The sequence below is a fragment of the Hafnia sp. HMSC23F03 genome (assembly GCF_001816025.1).
GTDB classification, from domain to species: domain Bacteria; phylum Pseudomonadota; class Gammaproteobacteria; order Enterobacterales; family Enterobacteriaceae; genus Hafnia; species Hafnia paralvei.
In genome coordinates this window covers 100,608-117,657 of the sequence record NZ_KV824232.1, presented here as the reverse complement: position 1 = coordinate 117,657, position 17,050 = coordinate 100,608, and the positions used below count along the sequence as shown (strand labels likewise).

Below are 17,050 nucleotides of genomic sequence, written 5' to 3'. Positions count from 1 at the left end.
ACGATCAAGTGAGAACTGAAGGTTGGTGTGTTGGTTCCTAACATGGTGTTGGGTGGCGTATCCGCACACCTAGCTCAGCCTGAATTTAATCGGCAACTGGAACTAGACCTTTTACAGTTTCCTGTGCAACACGCTCAGAAAGCGAAAGCGGCCGTAAAGGTCAAAATATGGAAGGGCAACGACGCGGAAGTGGTCGGTAAGAACGGGTGGGTTACGATTAATGGCTCTCCTGCAGCTATTGAGGAAACCAACGACAAAGCCACCGTTTATAGCGCGGCACCGTTCATGGTCATTATTTACAAAACGGGTAAAGTGGCATTAATGGAAGAGAGGTAGTTTGCGGGGTATCTTTCCCACAGTTGAGCGTGAGTGGGGTGAGATGGCAACTGAAGCCTAATCTTATTTTTAGAACAGAGTGGAAACGCTGACAAATAGACATCATCCAATACTTTCTAGCGGATGCTTAAAGCCTTCTTTACTACCAGTAAGATTATTAGCCGTGCCAAAGATATAATTATTTCCACCCTGTGAGTGAGACCTGACAGGGTGGTTTTCTTTCTATGCCAGAGAGAAATGTAAATGTTAGTACGCTTCTCTGATATCACCGATCACGGTTTGAGCAACAGGGAGAGCGATATTCAGATCGCCCATTGCGCTCATGGCTGGCAATGAAATATTGAGGTCGCCAACATCAGGAGATTTGCCATCTTCTAACGCTGAGGCCTCGACTGACTGTTGGTATTGTGGTTCAGACTTAGGCTGAGGTTTGCGGAAAAATCGTGGCATACCGTTGCCACCATAGACCGTCACCAGCAGGGCGGAAGTCGTCAACACACAGGATGCGCTAATCAAAATACCTGCAAGATCCATACTGTCCTCTGAACATGATTGATAACGATTGTTATTTTAACTCTCATGCCAACTATCAATCCAGATCTAATTGAGTTTTATTCTTATTTGCTACGGAAGTGTTAAGCAGAGATTGAGTTTTTTACATAGAAATGCAGGCATGCAACATAATTACCGCCGCAAGATGAGATGGTTTTTGTGATGAATGATCTATTGTTTCGTATAATCGCGAGCATCAATGCTATATCAGCCATAGTCGATCTGGTATGATGAGCCTATGTTATTAGTGGAATATCGTCGTTACGGAACGTCAAAAATATGGTTATTAAGGCGCAGAGTCCAGCAGGGTTTGCAGAAGAGTATATCATTGAAAGTATTTGGAATAACCGCTTTGCACCTGGATCAATCTTACCAGCGGAGCGTGAGCTATCTGAGCTTATTGGTGTCACTCGCACCACTCTGCGTGAAGTTCTACAGCGTTTAGCGCGAGATGGTTGGTTAACGATTCAGCATGGTAAACCAACAAAAGTGAATAATTTCTGGGAAACCTCAGGGTTAAACATTCTGGAAACATTGGCTCGCCTCGATCACGACAGCGTTCCGCAGCTTATTGATAACCTGTTATCCGTACGCACCAACATCGCTTCTATTTTTATCCGCACCGCGGTTCGCCAGCATCCTGATAAAGTTCAAGAGATTTTGGCACAGGCCGAAACGGTAGAAGATCACGCTGAAGCCTTTACCGATTTGGACTATGGCATTTTCCGTGGCTTGGCATTTGCTTCGGGCAATCCAATCTATGGATTAATCCTCAATGGATTGAAAGGTCTATATACTCGCGTAGGGCGCTATTACTTCTCTAATCCGGACGCGCGTAAGCTTGCGCTGTCGTTTTATGCCAAGCTGAGCCAACTGTGTCATGAGCAGAATTACGAGAAAGTCATGGAGTATGTGCGTAACTACGGTAAAGACAGCGGTGCTATTTGGCATAGCATGCAGGGGTCCATCCCAAGCGACTTGGCTGAAGGCCGTCGCTAGTTGTTGATTGCTTCGTCGTTGATCACATTGCAAATAAGATAGAAAAAGGGCGCATTTAGCGCCCTTTTTGCATTTGGCTAAAGTGCCAAAATATTAAAGCTGGTTGGGCCGAGGAGGGCAACGATCCAACAGCTCAACGTTACCCTCTTCGTTTACCTGCTCTAAATAAACATCAAAACCCCATAGGCGATGCAGATGTTTTAGCACTTCGCGTCGCCCTTTATCCAGCGGCGCCCGATTATGCGGCACATAGCGCAGGGTTAAAGAGCGATCACCGCGCAATGCAACGTTCCACACCTGAATATTCGGTTCATGATTACTGAGATTGTACTGGGCTGAAAGCTGTTCGCGGATCCGATGATAGCCTTCTTCGTTGTGGATTGCGTCAATTTCCAGATAGTTATTTCTATCATCATCCAATACCGTAAACAGTCTAAAATCGCGCATCAGTTTTGGTGATAAAAATTGGCTGATAAAACTCTCATCTTTAAAGTCACGCATGGCAAAGTGCAGCGTTTCTAGCCAATCAGAACCGGCAATGGCGGGGAACCAGTGGCGATCCTCTTCTGTCGGATTTTGGCAGATGCGTTTGATATCTTGGAACATGGCGAAGCCGAGCGCGTACGGATTAATACCGCTGTAATACGGGCTGTTGTAGGCAGGTTGGTACACCACGTTGGTATGGCTGTGTAGAAACTCCAACATAAAGCGATCGCTAACCAAATTTTCATCGTAGAGATGATTCAGGATGGTGTAGTGCCAGAAGGTAGCCCAACCTTCGTTCATTACCTGAGTCTGCTTCTGCGGGTAAAAATATTGGCTTACTTTGCGCACGATGCGCACAATTTCACGCTGCCATGGTTCCAGCAACGGCGCGTTCTTTTCTAGAAAATAGAGAATATTTTCCTGTGGTTCACTGGGAAAGCGTACAGCTTCAACTGCTTGTTCTTCGCGTTCACGACGAGGCAGTGTTTTCCACAAGTCGTTGACCTGACTTTGTAAATACGCTTCGCGTGACTTCTGACGCGCAATTTCTTCTTCCATTGATATTTTCTGAGGTCGCTTGTAACGATCGACGCCGTAATTCATCAATGCATGACAAGAATCCAGCAAGCGTTCGACCTCATCCACGCCATAACGCTCCTCACATTCGCTGATGTAGTGACGAGCAAACAGCAGATAATCGACGATGGAGCTAGCATCTGTCCAACTGCGAAACAGATAATTGTTCTTAAAAAATGAGTTATGTCCGTAACACGCGTGTGCCATCACCAGCGCCTGCATGGTGATGGTGTTTTCCTCCATCAAATAGGCAATACAGGGGTTGGAGTTGATGACAATTTCATAAGCCAACCCCTGCTGACCATGCTTATACAGCTGCTCGGTCTCGATAAATTTTTTCCCAAACGACCAATGGGTGTAGTTGATGGGCATACCGACGCTAGAGTAGGCATCCATCATTTGTTCAGCGGTAATGACCTCAATCTGATGCGGGTAGGTATCCAGTCGATAATGCTTCGCGACGCGATCGATTTGATCTAAATATTCCTGTAGCAACGGGAACGTCCAATCTGGGCCATCACTTAGGGTGGCGGCTTCCCGTGCCTGCTTGCGAGTTGAAATAGTCATTAGCGCATCTCCCGACGAAAACATGATTGTCAGTGGATTCTTTGTCAGCGGATCTATCAGATATGTAGACCCTGTAACAAGCGTAGCTCAAGGGAGAAAAAGCGAGATGTTTTGTCGCGGTACCAGTGACTTAAAGTGGCTTCGTTAGGGCGGTTGGCTCGCTAAAGGGGAGAATCCGGTGGCGATAAAAATGCAATTTATCGGAGTTTTATTTTGCCTTTTAGCTAAATAATTGGTTTTTAGTTTTGCATTTTAAATGGTTTTTAGTGAGGTAGGTGATGGTTGTGCTAGGGAAAGGTCTAGGGGTGAATTCCACAAGTGTGAGAGTAAAAATCACCGTTATATTCCAGATATCCACTCAATAATAGAGAGAGTGAGAGGTTTGTTACTAATGAGTCAGAACTAGCTGCGGTGATAAAAATTTACGCAACATAAAGTAAAAGCCAGATAAGAGCAAAGCCATCACGAATGTCATATGCTTAAGCTAGATGTTGCAAATATGTAATTGATGATATTTTGAAATTCTTTGTTTTTCAATTAATTAAATTTATTTTGGTATTGGAAGCTAAACCCTGTCGATATATCGCAACATTGAAATAATCGTGATTTCATTCACATTTGCAGTAAGAGTTGTTGGTCAGATTTTTATATTTGGTTATTTTTGTGTAACCAGAATATTGTGCTTTTAACCATCGGGATGTGGAGTTGTCTATGCGTATTATCGTGCTGGGGAGTGGGGTAGTCGGCGTCGCGAGTGCTTGGTATCTGGCGCGGGCTGGCCATGAGGTGGTGGTGCTGGATCGACAAGATGGTCCTGCACTCGAAACCAGTGCGGCAAACGCAGGACAAATATCGCCCGGTTATGCTGCACCTTGGGCTGCGCCTGGGGTGCCGTTGAAAGCCATCAAATGGATGTTTCAACGCCATGCGCCTTTGGCTATCCGGTTGGATGGCACTACCGATCAGCTGCGCTGGATGTGGCAAATGCTGCGTAACTGCGATAGCTCGCACTATGCGCTCAATAAATCTCGCATGGTTCGCCTGTCTGAATATAGCCGCGACTGCCTGAAAGCACTACGCGCAGAAACCAACATCCATTACGAAGGTCGCCAAAAAGGGACTCTACAACTGTTTCGTACCGCGCAGCAGTTTGAAAATGCCGCTCGTGACATCGATGTGCTGAAAGACGCTGGCGTTCCCTATCGGTTAATGGAAGCCGCAGAGCTTGGCTCGGTGGAGCCTGCTTTAGCGCAGGTACAGCATAAGTTGACCGGTGGTCTGCAACTGCCTAATGACGAAACCGGTGATTGTCAGTTGTTTACTCAACAGTTAGCGACAATGGCGCAGCGTGAAGGTGTCGAGTTCCGTTTTAACACGTCGGTCGATCGCCTGTTAAAACAGGGAAATCAGATATCGGGTGTGCAATGCGGGAACAACGTTATCACGGGTGATGCCTATGTCGTGGCTTTTGGCTCTTACTCAACGGCACTGTTGCACGACATGCTAGCGATACCGGTTTATCCGCTGAAAGGCTATTCGTTGACCATCCCGATTACGCGTCCGGACGGCGCGCCAGTGTCTACCGTTTTGGATGAAACGTATAAGATTGCTATTACGCGTTTCGACCAACGGATCCGCGTCGGCGGAATGGCTGAGATTGTGGGCTTCAATACACATTTATTGGACGCACGACGTAAAACGCTGGAAATGGTGGTGCGCGATCTCTATCCAAACGGCGGTAATATTGAGCAGGCCAAATTCTGGACTGGACTACGTCCAATGACGCCAGACGGCACGCCAATGGTTGGCAAAACGCCGATCAAGAACCTCTATTTAAATACCGGGCATGGCACCTTAGGTTGGACTATGGCTTGTGGTTCCGGTCAACTGTTGGCGGATATTATTTCAGGCGTCACGCCAGCAATTCCATCTGAAGATCTTTCTGTCGCACGCTATGACAAATCTTTTCGCCAACAGAGCGGACGTAGCCTAAGCGATATTCATACCGCACACTAACAATTAAACACGCCGCGGGAGGATTGCTATTCCTCCTGCGCGGCTGCGGTTCACCTGCATTTTAGGATTATTTTTATAGGAGAGGACTATGCCTCGTCCCATTCGTGCGACCATCGATTTGTCGGCGTTAACTCACAATCTCGATCAGATCCGTCAGCAGACGCCAGAGGCTAAAATCTGGTCGGTAGTCAAAGCAAACGCCTACGGGCATGGGTTAAGTCGTATCTGGCGAGCGTTGGCAAAAACCGATGGCTTTGCGTTACTCGACATCGAAGAAGCGGTTTTACTGCGTGAGCAGGGATGGCAGGGGCCAATCCTGTTGCTAGAGGGGTTCTTTCAACCGCAGGATCTACAACTCATTGATAGATACCGTCTAACCACGACAATCCATAATGAATCACAGTTACAAATGTTAGGACGAGCTCGTTTAAGCGCGCCGGTTGATATCTATCTGAAAGTGAACACCGGTATGCACCGTTTAGGCTTTATGCCTGAGCAATTGATGGCGATTTATCATTCCGCTCGAGCACTGCCGAACGTGGATCAAATTACGCTGATGACCCATTTTGCTAATGCCGATAACCATCTGGGCGTGGAGTCACCGCTGGCTGCGTTTAATGCGGCCGCCGTTGATATTTCAGCACCGCGCTGTTTGGCAAATTCGGCAGCTACGCTGTGGCATCAACCGACGCACGCCGATTGGGTCAGACCAGGTATTGTTCTCTACGGGGCATCGCCAACCGGTCGCTGGCATGATATTGCGGAAAGCCATTTACGTCCGGTCATGAGCTTGCACAGCGAAATTATTGCTATCCAAAACATGCAATCAGGCGATAGCGTTGGCTACGGTAGCCGCTATCAGGCGGTACAACCTCAGCGAATAGGTATTGTGGCCTGCGGCTATGCGGATGGCTATCCACGCCATGCGCCATCGGGAACACCGGTATGGGTTAGCGGGCAACGTACTCAGTTACTAGGCACGGTTTCAATGGATATGCTAGCCATTGATTTAACCGCGTTGCCAGAAGTGCAAATCGGTGAATCTGTCGAGCTGTGGGGGCAAAACCTGCCGGTAGATGATGTTGCGCAGTCCGCAGGGACTATTGGTTATGAATTACTCTGTGCCGTGGCCCCGAGAGTGCCTGTAACGGTGTTATGACGGAAAAGTATCTTGCTTAGCTCAATAAAAAAGAGCGGAACATCTCATGGTGCTCCGCTCTTTTTTTAGGACGGTTAAGCTTGATGAACCGATTTAACGCGCCCCTTTAGTTTGCTGCTCAGTAAGCGCGCAGAGAGCGCGAGCACCGCCCCTAACAGCATCACTAGCGCTAAAGTGGGTTTGGCTGCCATCGGGAGTGCGATGGCGATGAGCGCGATGCAGGATCCTATCGCCATCTGCACAAATCCTACCAGCGCTGACGCAATCCCGGCTTCGTCAGAATAAGGCTCTAGTGCATAGCTAGTGGCAGGCCCCATGATAAAGGCTAAACCCGCACAGGCGCTGGCTACGGGCAGCATATAGCTCAGCCAGTGCTGACTGGCGTCGACTGGCAGCAAGTGCATCCCCGCAAAAAGACCGATGCTACCTAATGCCATTAGCAGAGTCCCCAGCATCAGACAGAACGGGCGACCCGCACGCTGAATCACTTTATTGGCGATGAGGCTGACGAACAAAATCCAAAAGCCGTTGCCACCAAAGATAAGCGAGAACACCAGCGGAGAAAGTTTACCTTCAGTCATGAGTACGGTAGGCGCGAAGGAGACATAGGTGATCGCCATTCCCATCGCGCCAGCGTTAACCAGCGCAAAGCGTAAGAAGCGGCTGTTGCTTAGAATACGAGCATATTGTTTTAACGGAAGACCCTTTACCGGTTTCGTGTCGGCTGGGCGGGTTTCTGGCAACCAAATAGCGATAATGACGAAAACCACGACGGCATAAAACACGAGGAACCAGAACGGAGCGCGCCAGTTAAACAACTCGGCCAGAATGCCGCCGAGTAACGGAGCTAACGCTGGCACAATGTTTAGCGTACCGTTGAGAAAGCCAAATGCTTTCGCCGCTTCGTTACCGTTCAGACGATCGCGAACGCCGCTGAAGCACACCACGCCAGTGCAGCATACGGCGCATCCTTGAATGACGCGAGCGAGCACAAAAATATCCGAAGAGTTGGACAGCGCGGCGACGGTTGAGCCAATGATATACAGGGCAATGCCGATTAGCGCGATAGGACGTCGACCAAACTTATCAACCAGAGGCCCCGCGATAAGCTGTCCCAGTCCCATCACCAAAAGGAACAGTGAGATCGTGGACTGAATGACTTCGTTTTTAACCTGAAAATCCGCGGCAATAGCGGGGATGGTCGGCAGGAAAAGGTCTATCCCCAAAGGGCCAAATAAGACAAGACTGAGCAGGAGCAGAATATAGTTTCGCATAGGTTTATTTTATGTTTTTTGTGGTCAGTTAAGCAGGTGGAACTTATCAGATATTAATGATGATTTTCTAGCGCCGACGGTATCACACGTAAGGAACGGAAGATATCTGAGACATAGCGTGCTTGATGGCAGGCATCGTCTAATGGCAAATGTGGAACCCCTTCGAAAGGGCGTGTTTTCTTCGGGTCAAAGCCCAGCGTTCTGGCTAACGTCACTAAAGTGCGAACGTCCTGAGTGCGCCAAAAATCCCACGGACAGGCCATCTCCAACTGCTGGTAGGCATGTTCGAGTATGGTGCAGTCAAACTCTTTACCGTTGCCCCAAACATGGATTTTATCGCTACTGTTGATGTGAATAAATCGGCTAAATTGCGTCAGCGTTTTCTTTAAGGTTTCTGTGCCTGAAAAGGCCTCTTTACGCGCGGCGTCAGACTGCTGCGCCCACCATGCGACGGTATCGGCGCTGATCGTTCGGTTAGGCTGTGGTTTTTGTGGGCTAATTTGAGCAGAAAAAGTTTCGCCCAGCTCTCCTGTCAACGGCTCGAAAAACACGGCGGCAATGGAGAGGATCACCGCGCTCGGGGTGGTATCCAGCGTTTCAATATCCAGCATGAGGTGGTGCATAGCGATCCTAACGTTGATGAGAAAAAAAATGCCCGATAAACGGGCATTATCTGAGCAAAAATGAGCTATACGTTGGCGCGGAAAATAGTCTCTTCGCCCCAAAATAACTCATCTTTATCTGTTTTAGAGAACGCCAGAGGCAATACTTCATCGCTGCCTTCGTCCCAAATTTTTTGTGCTAGAACTTCGTCGTTCTTCGCTAATTCGAAAATAGCGTGTGCGATTTCGATAGAGGTTTCACGTAGACGCGCCCATTCGGCAATATGATGTGGATCTGACATAACGGTCTCCTTAGATACGATCGAAGTAACCTGATCTAGTATGAACCTGTTTTCGCTGGTGGGTTAGTTTTGTCAGGCCAAGTGCTATAAATTTAACCACTTACCTCAGAGTGCATCGACAAAATCCCCGAGCCGCTTGTGTTTTACCTTATCGCAGGTATTCGCATCTAGCCACTGATATATACTTCGATGCCGCTTATTGCTTGAACTATAATCGTCATCTTTCAGGCTTCCGATACGTTGGCTGCTTTTGCTCCCCTAATCACTGACTTATGTAAGCTCATTGGGACTCACTTGCCGCCTGAAATCTATTGAGTGTATAGAGAGACTTTTTGATGACAGCTTTATGGCCAAAATATCTATTGCTGATGGTATGTGCTGCGTCGCTCAGCGGTTGCGGGAGCATCATTAGCCGAACAGTAGGGAAGGGACACGGATATCAATATTATCCGGGAGTACAGTGGGATTTACGCGACAGCCCATGGCGCTATGTGACTGCGCTGGATGTGCCGTTCTCGCTGATTGCCGATACGTTTATGTTGCCATTTGATGCTAAGCATGGCCCATACGACTGAGTTCGTTCTGAATTATTTGCTTTCGACTAATCGTTTACGACGCAGCAGGTTTTCATCTCCGATCAAACGATCGATGGCACTTAATAATAGCGTTTTACGCGCTATGCTGGTTTCCTGATCGGCAGAATGAGCCAGTGAGTTGATTAATTTCCCGTATACGATATCGCCTTCTGCGCCGACTAAATCGCTAACGGCTTCACCAATAATTTTCGAAACTTCACTGCGAAATAAGCTCTGAGCCACATCATCAATCAGCAAGGTATTCATCGGTAAATTCCTGTATGAGTGCTGAAGCGCAGGTGTTTAAGCATGTTTTTTTAATATCGCGTTTAAAACATTGCGCTTCAAGGGATGAATTTTAGTTGTCCAAGATAACAATCGAGCTAGGTAACAAAACCTCAGAAGTATAGCCTTGTTTTCCGCATGCCTATCCCAAATCGGGCTTTTGATAATTTAAAAAATGTTAGCAAACATTTTTATATTTCTGTTGTGACGCAAAAAATTAGCGCTGCTTATTATCCGAGATACTAATACGTTTCCAAGACTTTTTATTAGGTGCTTAATTAACCGAAGTTTTTCTGGAAAATATCCTCAGGTTTATTAAGCCTAAATCGATGTCATCAGAAGTATTATTTCTGCAATAAAATTTTCATCTCCATCCGGTAAAACATCTTCGCCTTCAGAGGTTGTGAGATGAAAGGCATACAAAATTTAATGCAGATAACCCTTCGATGGATGAAAAAATGAAAAAAAACGCGCTGGCAATGATGATGACTTTAGCCGTTGCTTCTTTGGCAACCCCTGTTTTGCATGCCGCAGAAGTTTACAATAAAGATGGCAATAAGCTGGATATGTATGGGCGCGTAAAGGCTGAACACTATCTTTCAGATAATCAGTCGGTGGATGGCGACCAGTCTTATGTACGTTTTGGCTTCAAAGGTGTTACCCAGATTAACGATACCTTGCAGGGTTTTGGTCAGTGGGAGTATCAGATTGCCGCTAACCGCGCTGAAAGCGACGGCGCTACGGGAACCAAAACACGCTTAGGCTTTGCTGGTTTGCGATTCAGTGAGTTTGGCTCATTTGACTATGGGCGTAACTATGGTGCGCTGTATGACGTGGAAGCGTGGACGGATATGATCCCTGAGTTTGGTGGCGACAGCTATACCAAAGCCGATAACTTCATGACAGGGCGCAGTACCGGGCTTGCCACTTACCGTAACCGCGATTTCTTCGGGCTGGTTGATGGTCTGAACTTTGCACTGCAATATCAGGGCAAAAATGAAAACGATCGCGATATTACTAAGCAAAATGGCGATGGTTACTCGCTATCAACCACGTATGAAATTGTCGATGGCATTTCGATCGGTGGAGCCTATGCGTCTTCCGACCGTACTCAGGCTCAGCAGAATTTAGCCTTTGGTCATGGCGATAAAGCGGATGCGTGGACGGCGGGCTTAAAATATGATGCTAATAACGTTTACTTGGCCGCAATGTATGCAGAAACGCGAAATATGACGCCTATTTCAGGGACGGCGGAGATCAATGGCGTGAATACCAGCGTTAAAGGCTTGGCCAATAAAACACAAAACGTCGAGGTGATTGCTCAATACCAGTTTGATTTTGGCCTGCGCCCATCGCTGGGATATATCCAGTCAAAAGGTAAGGATATTGAAGGGGTAGGCGATGCGGATCTGGTGAAATATATCGACGTAGCGGCAACCTATTACTTCAACAAAAACATGTCAGCCTTTGTTGATTACAAAATTAATCAGCTCAATGATAATAATCCGCTGAATTTGAATACCGATGACGTAGTGGCATTGGGGCTGGTTTATCAGTTCTAATTCATTAGCGCACAGCGATAGAACCCCGCCATTTTTAAAAGAATGGTGGGGTGACTATTTAAGGGTTCAGTGAACTGATTTCGATCACCGATGGGGCTGAGTAATATGCTTCTTCCTGATTAGCATCGGCCTGCTTCACAAATTTCCAGCGTATATTATGGAATGGCGCCACGCTGCTGCGATGCGCCACGCTGATCAGGGTGGTATCTGGCAGTTCTTCATTGATCAACTGATAAACGCGCTGCTCGGTTTCTTCGTCCAGAGCGCTGGTGGCTTCGTCGAGATAAAGCACATCGGGCTTAATCACCAAAGCACGGGCAAACGACAGGCGCTGTTGCTCGCCGGGAGACAGTTGGTGTGTCCAGTTCGCTCGAATATCCAATGCCTGATGCAGGTGGTGTAAACGACACGCCTTCAACACCTGTTGTAATTCTTCATCGCTAACGCCTTGTGATCCGCGTGGATAACACAGCGCATCGCGTAGTGTGCCAATCGGCAAATAGCTACGCTGTGGCAGGAACAATACGCTTTTCTTATCGCTGTCTGGCTGAGAAATCTCTCCATGACCATAAGGCCAAACTCCGGCGATAGCGCGTAACAGCGTTGATTTACCACAGCCGGAAGGACCGGTGATAAGGATTTTGTCACCACGGCGTGCGTGTAAATTAACATGGCTGAAGAGTTCATGTCCCTGATGCAGGCACAGCGAAAGATCGCGCGCAATCAGCGAATCGTCGCTGTCACTGGTGACCGTGCGGGAAATAGTATTTGGCTGCTGTTCAATCGCAGAGATGGCCGCATTGAAGCCCGCTAAACGGTTGACACAGGCTTTCCATGATGCCAAATCGGTAAACGCACCAATGAACCACGACAGTGCTCCCTGAACCTGTCCAAACGCGGAAGCCACCTGCATCAATGTGCCGAGCTGAATAGCGTTTGAGAAGTAGCGTGGTGATGCGACCAAAATGGGGAAAATATTGGCGAACTGATCGTAAAACGTTGAAGCGACGTTCAAGCGTTTGGTCAGGCGCATGATCGACCACCAGTTGCTACGGATATTTTCAAATTGACCGCTGAGCTGGTTTTTTTCCTGTTGTTCACCATGATAAAGCGCAATCGGGTCGGCGTTATCACGGATACGGATCAGGCCGAAACGGAAGTTCGCTTCAAAGCGCTCTTGGTCGAAGCTTAGCCCAACCAGTGGACGTCCAATCCACCAAATCAATACTGAGCCCATGCCCGCATACAGCAGGGCAAACCACACCATGTAGCCGGGAATAACGAACTCATGGTCGTTGAGCATGAATGAGATCGAACCGCTGACGGTCCATAGGATCGCAACAAAAGAAAACAGCGTCACCAGACTGGAGAGCAACCCGAGGCTTAACGATAGGGTGCCGTTGGTAAGCGCGTTTAAATCCTGAGATATACGCTGATCGGGGTTATCAATGGTCTGCTGAATTTCCGTGTGGTAATAGGCTTGATGGGACAGCCATTTACTCATGTATTTCTCAGTCATCCAGCGACGCCAGAGCATTTGCAGCCCCTGTGTCAGATAGATCCGATAGATGGCAATGATGATGAAAATCACCGCCAGATAGCTAAATCGGATTAACTGCGCCTTAAACACGGCGTAGTTGCGATTTTGCAGCGCATCGTAAAAGACGCGGTTCCATTCGTTGAACAGAACGTTGATATAAACGCCTGCCAGCGTGAGGGCGATAATCGCAATGAGTCGAGTCCAGGCGCTGACTTTTTCTTCAGAAACCCAATAGGGCTTAATGAGCTGCCACACTTCTGACCAGTGTGTTGTTCGGTGAAGAGGTTGCTGCATAAGACGATATTCCTGATGCAAAAGTGACAAAAAAACTGTTCTCTAGATTGTGACAGACAGCACAATCTCACAAATGTTCAGTTGTAAATGAAGGTGTCAGGGGAGATCGAACAGAAAACCGCCAACGACATTCACAGCTGTGTTGGCGGTTTGGGAGGGACTCAATTCTTATTCACTTGGGCCTGAAACAGTTCTCTAAATACCGGGTAGATATCGTCGGGTTCGCGAATATGCTGCATCGCAAAGTTCTCAAAACGTTGTTGGAGACCTTCGTACTCACGCCATAGCGTTTGGTGCGCTCGGCGGGTGATTTCGATGTAGCTGTAATACCGCACCTGCGGCAGCAATTTATTTGCCAGTAGCTCAGAGCAAAGCGGTGAGTCATCGGCCCAGTTATCGCCGTCGGATGCTTGCGCTGCGTAAACGTTCCACTCGGCCGAGTTGTAACGCTCGCGTACAATTTCATCCATCAGTTTCAGCGCACTTGAGACAATCGTGCCGCCGGTTTCCTGCGAGTAGAAAAACTCCTGCTCGTCCACTTCTTTGGCTTGAGTGTGATGGCGGATATACACGACATCCACGTTTTTATAGGTTCTGCTCAAGAACAAATAGAGCAGGATGTAAAAACGCTTTGCCATATCCTTCGTGGCCTGATCCATCGAGCCGGAGACGTCCATCAGACAGAACATGACCGCTTGACTGGAGGGTTCAGGCCGACGCTCGTAGTTTTTGTAGCGTAAGTCGAACGTATCGATAAACGGAACCCGGTCGATGCGCTGACGCAGATCCGCAATTTCTTTACGAATACGTTCTTCTTCCAGCAGCTGCGCTGGTTCGCTATGACGCAACTGCTCCAGCACGTTCTCCAATTCATGCAGTTCGCGCCGTTTTCCTGCCGTCATCGCCGTGCGACGCGCCAAGGAGTTTTGTAATGAGCGTACCACGCTGATATTGGCGGGTACGCCATTTGAGGTAAAACCTGAACGATGGGTTTTATACTCGGTCAGCTGTTTGTACTGATTCTTCCGTAAATTAGGCAGCGCTAAATCTTCGAATAGAAGATCCAGATATTCGTCTTTGGAAATCTGAAAAACGAATTCATCTTCGCCTTCGCCGTCTTTACTTGCTTCACCTTGGCCACTTCCGCCACCGCCACCACCGCCTTGTGGACGCTCAATGCGGTCGTTTTGCACAAAATGGTCGTTGCCCGGATGGACGCGATGACGCTCGCCGCCGCGTCCTTGATGGAACATCGGTTCGCTGATGTCTTCATTGGGAATGGAAACGGATTCTCCGCTCTCAACGTCGGTCACTGACCGTTTATTTATAGCGTCAGCAATGGAATGTTTTATTTGCGACTTATAGCGGCGTAAAAAGCGCTGGCGGTTGACCATGCTTTTATTCTTACCGTTCAATCGCCGATCAATGAAATAGGCCATATTTCCCCCAAACGACGTTACCGTCTGAAATACGCCGTAATTTCCCGTCTGCCAACTCGGGTGAGCCGTGTCGGCCAATGGCCGACACGGTCTTGGTTACGCGTATTATGATGATTTTCTAACTCGCAGATACCACTCGCACAGCAGGCGAACCTGTTTGCGGGTATAGCCTTTCTCCATCATACGGTCGACAAAATCGTCGTGTTTCTTCTGCTCATCGGTAGAGGTTTTGGCATTGAACGAGATAACGGGTAACAGCTCCTCGGTATTGGAGAACATTTTCTTCTCGATAACGGTGCGCAGTTTTTCGTAGCTCGTCCAGTTTGGGTTATGCCCATTATGGCTAGCGCGGGCACGCAGCACGAAGTTAACGATTTCATTGCGGAAATCTTTCGGATTGCTAATACCCGCTGGTTTTTCAATTTTCTCCAGCTCAGCGTTTAGTGACTCACGGTCAAACAGTTGGCCGGTTTCGGGGTCGCGATACTCTTGATCCTGAATCCAGAAATCGGCGTAGGTGACATAGCGGTCAAAGATATTTTGACCGTATTCGGAATAAGATTCCAAATACGCGGTCTGGATCTCTTTGCCGATGAACTCGACGTATTTCGGGATCAGGTAACCCTTAAGATGCTCAAGGTATTTCTCTGCGACATCCTGCGGGAACTGTTCACGCTCAACCTGCTGTTCAAGCACATAGAACAGATGAACCGGGTTGGCGGCCACTTCGGCATGATCGAAGTTGAATACGCGTGACAGGATCTTAAAGGCGAAACGCGTCGAAAGACCGTTCATCCCTTCGTCCACGCCCGCATAGTCACGGTACTCCTGATATGACTTAGCTTTAGGGTCGGTGTCTTTCAAGCTTTCGCCGTCATACACCCGCATTTTTGAATAGATGCTGGAGTTTTCCGGCTCTTTCAAACGAGACAAGATTGAGAAACGAGCCAACGTTTCCAGCGTACCGGGGGCGCACGGTGCATGATCCAACTCACTGTTGTTAAGCAGTTTGTCGTAGATTTTCATCTCTTCGGAGACGCGCAGGCAGTAAGGCACTTTGACGATGTAAACACGGTCAAGGAACGCCTCGTTGTTTTTGTTGTTACGGAACGTCACCCACTCTGATTCGTTAGAGTGCGCCAAAATAATGCCGTTAAACGGCAGGGCGGAAATGCCCTCGGTGCCGTTGTAGTTGCCTTCCTGAGTCGCGGTCAGCAACGGATGCAGCACTTTGATTGGCGCTTTGAACATTTCCACGAATTCCATCATCCCTTGGTTTGCACGGCATAGCGCACCGGAATAACCATAGGCATCAGGATCGTTCTGGGCATGATTTTCGAGTTTACGAATATCAACTTTACCCACCAGCGCAGAGATATCTTGGTTGTTCTCATCGCCGGGTTCGGTTTTCGCAATGGCAATCTGTTCCAAAATAGACGGCCAGACTTTAACCACTTTAAATTTAGTGATATCGCCACCAAAGTCATGCAGGCGTTTTGCTGCCCACGGCGACATGATGGTGCCGAGATAGCGTGGCGGAATACCATACTCTTTATTCAGAATATTGGCGTCCTCCTGAGGATTGAACAGGCACAACGGATGATCGTTAACCGGACTCCGTTCGCCGTTGGCGCTCAGAACATAAATGGGAACTCGCTGCATCAACGCTTTGAGGCGTTCAGCCAGTGATGATTTACCACCGCCGACCGGCCCCAGCAGATACAGGATTTGTTTTTTCTCTTCCAGACCTTGCGCGGCATGTTTGAGGTACGCCACGATTTGTTCAATGGCTTCTTCCATGCCATAGAATTCTTCAAAAGCAGGGTAGCGGGCTATGACCCGGTTTGAGAACAAACGCGACATGCGGGACTCAAGCGCGGTGTCGATCATGGCAGGCTCGCCGATAGCCATTAGCAGACGCTCAGCGGCGTTAGCATAGGCGCTGCGATCCTGGCGGCAGATGGAAAGGAAATCCTGCAGTGTGAACTCTTCGTCCTTGGCAGCTTCGTAACGCTGGCGATAGTGGTCAAATATGTTCATAGCGATGCCCGTCCTGATAAAATGGTTGGGAACAAAAAAGTAACAGTCTTCATTTTGGGGGTTAAAATTTTGAAACTGTTACCATATTGTTATGAGCGGCTTTCCTCAGTTGGTCAAGTTACCGACAGACAAGATTTGCATAAATGTTTTCGGCGTTTTGAAAAGTATTCAGAGATAAATGCTGGATAAATTTGAGTAAAAAGCGATAAATCCAGCATTTAAGACGAAAAAAATACAAGACTGCCAATATTTTCGCCGAATCCGCTATGACAAATATTTATTTATGCTATTGACGTTATAAGAAATATATAAAAACGACGGCGATAACGAGCCGTGTTTCGGCATAGCCTGTTTGATGAGGTTAATGATTCCGAATGTTCCAACAATTTTGTAAAAAATCGACTTAAAACAAGTTTTTGGTCTACAATCAGCGCGTTGTTTATAGA

Annotated in this window: 15 protein-coding genes; 6 read left to right on the top strand and 9 right to left on the bottom strand. The window is 47.9% G+C overall.

All coding sequences use genetic code 11. The annotated features are described in order from the left end of the window. The first annotated feature begins 27 nt into the window (after positions 1–27). The gene (locus HMPREF3091_RS14415) at positions 28–336 is read left to right on the top strand and encodes a hypothetical protein (protein ID WP_139146219.1); all 309 of its coding nucleotides are present in this window, start codon (positions 28–30) and stop codon (positions 334–336) included. Positions 337–582: 246 nt separating this feature from the next. On the opposite strand, the gene HMPREF3091_RS14410 is transcribed toward HMPREF3091_RS14415, so the two are convergent. Then, positions 583–870, bottom strand: coding sequence for an alpha trans-inducing factor protein (locus tag HMPREF3091_RS14410; RefSeq protein WP_070716575.1), 288 nt, complete (start codon positions 868–870; stop codon positions 583–585). Between the two features lie 297 nt (positions 871–1,167). On the opposite strand from HMPREF3091_RS14410, the gene fadR reads away from it, so the two are divergent. After that, positions 1,168–1,887, top strand: a complete 720-nt coding sequence (gene fadR / locus HMPREF3091_RS14405; protein WP_004093015.1) for a fatty acid metabolism transcriptional regulator FadR — start codon at positions 1,168–1,170, stop codon at positions 1,885–1,887. Between the two features lie 93 nt (positions 1,888–1,980). Here the strand turns inward: fadR and HMPREF3091_RS14400 are convergent, their stop codons facing one another. After that, positions 1,981–3,516 (bottom strand): SpoVR family protein, encoded by a 1,536-nt coding sequence (locus HMPREF3091_RS14400; protein ID WP_070716573.1) that lies wholly within the window; start codon positions 3,514–3,516, stop codon positions 1,981–1,983. 711 nt (positions 3,517–4,227) lie between these two features. Here HMPREF3091_RS14400 and HMPREF3091_RS14395 point away from each other — a divergent pair. Together HMPREF3091_RS14395 and dadX are read left to right on the top strand one after the other, a co-directional pair. Beyond that, complete coding sequence (locus HMPREF3091_RS14395; RefSeq protein WP_070716571.1) at positions 4,228–5,532, top strand: D-amino acid dehydrogenase; 1,305 nt, start codon at positions 4,228–4,230, stop codon at positions 5,530–5,532. 88 nt (positions 5,533–5,620) lie between these two features. Beyond that, positions 5,621–6,691 (top strand): catabolic alanine racemase DadX, encoded by a 1,071-nt coding sequence (gene dadX, locus HMPREF3091_RS14390; RefSeq protein WP_070716569.1) that lies wholly within the window; start codon positions 5,621–5,623, stop codon positions 6,689–6,691. 74 nt (positions 6,692–6,765) lie between these two features. Here the strand turns inward: dadX and HMPREF3091_RS14385 are convergent, their stop codons facing one another. From HMPREF3091_RS14385 to HMPREF3091_RS14375, 3 genes are all read right to left on the bottom strand, one after another. After that, positions 6,766–7,965 carry a multidrug effflux MFS transporter gene (locus tag HMPREF3091_RS14385; RefSeq protein WP_070716566.1) on the bottom strand — a complete coding sequence of 400 codons (1,200 nt, stop codon included), beginning with the start codon at positions 7,963–7,965 and terminating at the stop codon, positions 6,766–6,768. A 53-nt stretch (positions 7,966–8,018) separates the two neighbouring features. Continuing rightward, a complete protein-coding gene (locus HMPREF3091_RS14380; protein ID WP_004093023.1) occupies positions 8,019–8,588 on the bottom strand; it encodes a 3'-5' exonuclease in 570 nt (189 codons plus the stop codon). 65 nt (positions 8,589–8,653) lie between these two features. Continuing rightward, entirely contained in the window at positions 8,654–8,869 is a 216-nt protein-coding gene (locus tag HMPREF3091_RS14375; RefSeq protein ID WP_004093025.1) for a YccJ family protein, read from the bottom strand. Positions 8,870–9,204: 335 nt separating this feature from the next. Here HMPREF3091_RS14375 and HMPREF3091_RS14370 point away from each other — a divergent pair, with 335 nt between their 5' ends. Further along, on the top strand, positions 9,205–9,444 hold the full coding sequence (locus HMPREF3091_RS14370) for a YceK/YidQ family lipoprotein (RefSeq protein WP_070716564.1): 240 nt from the start codon (positions 9,205–9,207) through the stop codon (positions 9,442–9,444). A gap of 12 nt (positions 9,445–9,456) precedes the next feature. Here the strand turns inward: HMPREF3091_RS14370 and HMPREF3091_RS14365 are convergent, their stop codons facing one another. Next, the gene (locus HMPREF3091_RS14365; protein ID WP_035503451.1) at positions 9,457–9,711 is read right to left on the bottom strand and encodes a hypothetical protein; all 255 of its coding nucleotides are present in this window, start codon (positions 9,709–9,711) and stop codon (positions 9,457–9,459) included. A gap of 476 nt (positions 9,712–10,187) precedes the next feature. Between HMPREF3091_RS14365 and ompC the strand changes: the two genes are divergently transcribed. Next, on the top strand, positions 10,188–11,291 hold the full coding sequence (gene ompC / locus HMPREF3091_RS14360; protein ID WP_070716678.1) for a porin OmpC: 1,104 nt from the start codon (positions 10,188–10,190) through the stop codon (positions 11,289–11,291). A 58-nt stretch (positions 11,292–11,349) separates the two neighbouring features. Here the strand turns inward: ompC and HMPREF3091_RS14355 are convergent, their stop codons facing one another. From HMPREF3091_RS14355 to HMPREF3091_RS14345, 3 genes are all read right to left on the bottom strand, one after another. Then, positions 11,350–13,125 carry an ABC transporter ATP-binding protein/permease gene (locus tag HMPREF3091_RS14355; RefSeq protein ID WP_070716562.1) on the bottom strand — a complete coding sequence of 592 codons (1,776 nt, stop codon included), beginning with the start codon at positions 13,123–13,125 and terminating at the stop codon, positions 11,350–11,352. A 161-nt stretch (positions 13,126–13,286) separates the two neighbouring features. Further along, positions 13,287–14,564, bottom strand: coding sequence for a YeaH/YhbH family protein (locus tag HMPREF3091_RS14350; RefSeq protein WP_004093035.1), 1,278 nt, complete (start codon positions 14,562–14,564; stop codon positions 13,287–13,289). A gap of 105 nt (positions 14,565–14,669) precedes the next feature. Next, positions 14,670–16,604: a PrkA family serine protein kinase gene (locus HMPREF3091_RS14345; RefSeq protein ID WP_004093037.1), complete on the bottom strand. Its 1,935-nt coding sequence runs from the start codon at positions 16,602–16,604 to the stop codon at positions 14,670–14,672. Positions 16,605–17,050 lie beyond the last annotated feature (446 nt).

Bases quoted from the DNA above. Each gene is read 5' to 3' on its own strand.
- HMPREF3091_RS14385 (WP_070716566.1), bottom strand. From the start codon at position 7,965: ATGCGAAACTATATTCTGCTCCTGCTCAGTCTTGTCTTATTTGGCCCT.
- HMPREF3091_RS14365 (WP_035503451.1), bottom strand. From the start codon at position 9,711: ATGAATACCTTGCTGATTGATGATGTGGCTCAGAGCTTATTTCGCAGT.
- HMPREF3091_RS14350 (WP_004093035.1), bottom strand. From the start codon at position 14,564: ATGGCCTATTTCATTGATCGGCGATTGAACGGTAAGAATAAAAGCATG.
- HMPREF3091_RS14380 (WP_004093023.1), bottom strand. From the start codon at position 8,588: ATGCACCACCTCATGCTGGATATTGAAACGCTGGATACCACCCCGAGC.
- HMPREF3091_RS14375 (WP_004093025.1), bottom strand. From the start codon at position 8,869: ATGTCAGATCCACATCATATTGCCGAATGGGCGCGTCTACGTGAAACC.
- HMPREF3091_RS14345 (WP_004093037.1), bottom strand. From the start codon at position 16,604: ATGAACATATTTGACCACTATCGCCAGCGTTACGAAGCTGCCAAGGAC.
- HMPREF3091_RS14410 (WP_070716575.1), bottom strand. From the start codon at position 870: ATGGATCTTGCAGGTATTTTGATTAGCGCATCCTGTGTGTTGACGACT.
- HMPREF3091_RS14355 (WP_070716562.1), bottom strand. From the start codon at position 13,125: ATGCAGCAACCTCTTCACCGAACAACACACTGGTCAGAAGTGTGGCAG.
- HMPREF3091_RS14395 (WP_070716571.1), top strand. From the start codon at position 4,228: ATGCGTATTATCGTGCTGGGGAGTGGGGTAGTCGGCGTCGCGAGTGCT.
- HMPREF3091_RS14400 (WP_070716573.1), bottom strand. From the start codon at position 3,516: ATGACTATTTCAACTCGCAAGCAGGCACGGGAAGCCGCCACCCTAAGT.
- HMPREF3091_RS14370 (WP_070716564.1), top strand. From the start codon at position 9,205: ATGACAGCTTTATGGCCAAAATATCTATTGCTGATGGTATGTGCTGCG.
- fadR (WP_004093015.1), top strand. From the start codon at position 1,168: ATGGTTATTAAGGCGCAGAGTCCAGCAGGGTTTGCAGAAGAGTATATC.
- ompC (WP_070716678.1), top strand. From the start codon at position 10,188: ATGAAAAAAAACGCGCTGGCAATGATGATGACTTTAGCCGTTGCTTCT.
- dadX (WP_070716569.1), top strand. From the start codon at position 5,621: ATGCCTCGTCCCATTCGTGCGACCATCGATTTGTCGGCGTTAACTCAC.